The organism is Intestinimonas sp. (assembly GCF_026169115.1).
GTDB lineage: Bacteria > Bacillota > Clostridia > Oscillospirales > Oscillospiraceae > Intestinimonas.
The window spans coordinates 1-3,185 of record NZ_JAPFEA010000102.1 but is presented as its reverse complement, the minus strand read 5'-3'; the positions used below and the strand labels follow the sequence as shown (position 1 = coordinate 3,185).

Here is a 3,185-nt window from a genome sequence, read left to right as displayed (position 1 = left end):
GGATGAGCCTGTCCGGCCAGCGGCCCCGGCAGGCGGCGGCCACCGCGCCCAGCAGCAGACCCAGCGCGCCGGAGAGGGCCCAGGCGGCGGCCATGAGCCACAGGGAGTTTCGGAGCCGCTCCGCCAGGACCTGGGCGACGGGGACCCGGTAGAGGAGGGAGGTCCCCAGATCTCCCCGGAGCACGCCGGAAAGCCAGCCCAGATACCGCTCCAGGGGCGGGTCGTTGACCCCCCAGTAGTCCTCCAGCTGGGCGATCTGCTCCTGGCTCATGGCGCCCAGGGCGGCCTGCCCGATGTTGGTCTGGAGGGGGTCCAGGGGGGAGGCCGACATGAGGAGAAAGGCCGCCAGACTCACCCCCAGCAGGAGCAGGATCATGCGCAGTAGCTTTTTGCCGGCGAAGCCCAGACGGTGGAGCATGGGCTGAGACCTCCTTCAAGTGGTTTGGTTTCTTAGAGAGAAGAAAATACGTCAGTCAAATGCCAAAGAATAAAGTTCTTTTGCCTACTTTTCTTTCAAGAAACGTAGGTCAAGAAACGTAGGACCACTGGTCCACGTTGTTGACGATGGACCAGCCGTGGCCGTGGGGGTGAATCTTCTGGTCGGCCACCTGGAGCCCGTCCCGGACCCAGTAGAGGTGGTTGACGTTCACCAGCCACACCCAGGGGATGTCGCCGTCCTGGGTGACGCCGGTGGTCCCGTCCCACTGGGCCTTCTGCCACAGGGCATAGGACTCCTCCAGATCGGAGCAGTGGAGCGCCTGGTCCATGTAGCTGTCCACGGCGGGGTTGGCGTAGGGGGAGTAGAGGGCGGTGCCGGTGTCGGGCATGGAGTGATAGATGTTGTAGAGCTCCATGGGGTTGTGGGCCCCCCAGCCCCACAACAGGGGGGAGGTGAGGGCGCGGTCATAGGCGGTATCCCAGCCCACACCCTCAATGGTGCAGGCGATGCCCAGCACGGAGAGCTGGTTGGAGAGGTCGGCGGCCAGGGCCTGCCGCACCGAGTCGCCGGTGGAGTAGAGCAGCGTGAGCTCGGCACGGACGCCATCCTTCACCCGGACGCCGTCGTCCCCCAGAGTCCAGCCGCCCTCTTCCAGGAGACGGACGGCCTCCTCGGGGTCATAGGCCACCTCCGAGGCGGGATTGTACCAGGGGAGCTTGTCGCAGACGCTGTAAGCCGGGGTGCCGTGTCCGCCCAGGACGTTTTGGATCATCTCCTCCCGGTCCACGCCGAGGTTGATGGCCCGGCGGACGGCCAGGTCGGCGGTGACGGGATTGCCTTGGGTGGGCAGGTTGACGCCCCGGTTGTCCACGCTCTCGCAGGAAAGGAGGGAGTACCCCTTGGGGCTCTGGTCGGCATAGGTGGCCGAGGTATAGGCCAGGTCGGCCTGTCCCGCCTGGACGGCCAGAAAGGCGGCGTCCTCCTCCATGAAAAGGATGGTGACCTTCTTCATTTTGGGGGATTCGCCGTAGTAGTCGGGGTTGGCCGCCAGGATGATCTGCTCCCCCCGGTCCCACTGGACCAGGGTATACCGCCCCGAGCCGATGGGGGCGGAGCCGTAGGTGGCGCTGTCGTAGGCGTGGGCGGGGACGATGCCCACGATGGCCATGGTGTAGGGCCAGATGGAGTAGGGGGTGGTCATGTGGAAGACCACAGTGGTGTCGTCCACCGCCTCAGCCGAGGCGAGCATGGTGAAGTCATTCACCGAGGAGGTGGCCTTGACGGTGTTGTAGGTGAAGGCAACATCCTCCGCCGTCAGGGCTTCCCCGTCGGTGAAGGTCACGTCGTCCCGGATGGTGACGGTCCAGGTGAGACCGTCGTCACTGACGGAAAGATCGGTGGCCAGGTCGTAGCCGATGGTGAGGTCGGCGTTGGTGACGGTGAGGGTGGACTGGATGAGGGGCTCGTGGACGTGCTCGCCGGCGCCCCAGCCAAAGGCGGGGTCAAAGCCGGCCTCGGGCTCCGAGGTGGGGCCCATGACCACCACCACCTCATCGGAGGGGCGATCCGGGGCAGAGGGGGTGGAAGTCGTCCCTCCACCGGCACAGCCGGTGATGAGGGCGAGGGCGAGCAGACAGGACAGCAGTCGTTTCATAATATCCTCCTGATTTCTCTTATTCTTTCTGTGCGGCCTGCCAGACGGTCTGGTAGGGCACGCCGTGGGCCTGGGCGGCGGCGGCCACCGAAGCGTGCTCCGGCTTGACCTTGGAAAGGCCGAAGCCCTCCGCCGTCTTGACGTCGATCTCCCCATAGGGGGTGGGTACGGTCCCGGCGCCGGGGGTGAGGAAATATTTTTCACACCGGCGGACGCGCAGCCCGATGGTGGTGGTGTGGGTGAGGACGGCCTGGGCCAGGGACGCCTCCAGGGACGGGTCGCACAGCACCGTCAGAAGATGGCCGGAGCGGCCCTTCTTCATGGTGCCGGGCAGGGTGTAGACGTCCAGCGCGCCTGCGGCGAGGAGCTGCTCACAGGCGTAGGCCAGGGCTTCGGGGGTCATGTCGTCAATGTTGCAGACCAGCTCGCAGATGGAGCCGTTGGCGCTGCCGCCGCAGGCGCCCAGGAAGGCCCGGACGCAGTTGGGCCGGTCGAAGACCTTCCGGCCCACGCCGCAGCCCACCTTGTCGACTGCCAGGACGGGCATGGGGCCGAAGGACCGGGCAAAGGAGACCAGCAGGGCGGCGCCGGTGGGGGTACACAGCTCGCCGAAGACCTCGCCGCCGTAAGAGGGCACTCCGGCGAGCAGATTGGCGGTGGCGGGGGCGGGCACCGGCATGATGCCGTGGGCGCAGCGGACGGTGCCGCTGCCCACATGGACGGGAGAGGCCAGGATCTGATCGGGGGAGAGGAGCCACACGGCGTAGCAGGCCCCCACCACGTCGGCCACAGCGTCCAGAGCCCCCACCTCGTGGTAATGGACCTCGCCCACGGGACAACCGTGGGCCTTGGCCTCGGCCCGGGCGATGGCGTCGTAGACCTCCCGGGCCTTCTCCTTGACCGCCTCCGGCAGGTCCATGCCGTCGATGAGGCCACGGATGTGATCGGGGGAGGCGTGATGGTGGTCGTGGTGATGGTCATGATGGTGGTCGTGGTCATGTTCATGATCGTGCCCATGGTCATGGTGATGGTCGTGGTCATGTTCATGATCGTGCCCATGGTCATGGTGATGGTCGTGGTCATGTTCATGAT

Annotated in this window: 2 protein-coding genes and 1 pseudogene; all 3 read right to left on the bottom strand. The window is 66.2% G+C overall.

The genetic code is table 11. The annotated features are described in order from the left end of the window. Positions 1-418, bottom strand: a pseudogene (locus Q0Y09_RS09055) (ABC transporter permease); the annotation flags it as partial. A 109-nt stretch (positions 419-527) separates the two neighbouring features. Next, positions 528-2,093, bottom strand: coding sequence for an ABC transporter substrate-binding protein (locus Q0Y09_RS09050; protein WP_297720632.1), 1,566 nt, complete (start codon positions 2,091-2,093; stop codon positions 528-530). A gap of 19 nt (positions 2,094-2,112) precedes the next feature. Then, the coding region (larC, locus tag Q0Y09_RS09045; protein WP_297720631.1) for a nickel pincer cofactor biosynthesis protein LarC at positions 2,113-3,185 on the bottom strand (1,073 nt) is incomplete at its 5' end.

Coding starts and splice junctions, on each gene's coding strand:
- Q0Y09_RS09050 (WP_297720632.1), bottom strand. CDS start 2,093: ATGAAACGACTGCTGTCCTGTCTGCTCGCCCTCGCCCTCATCACCGGC.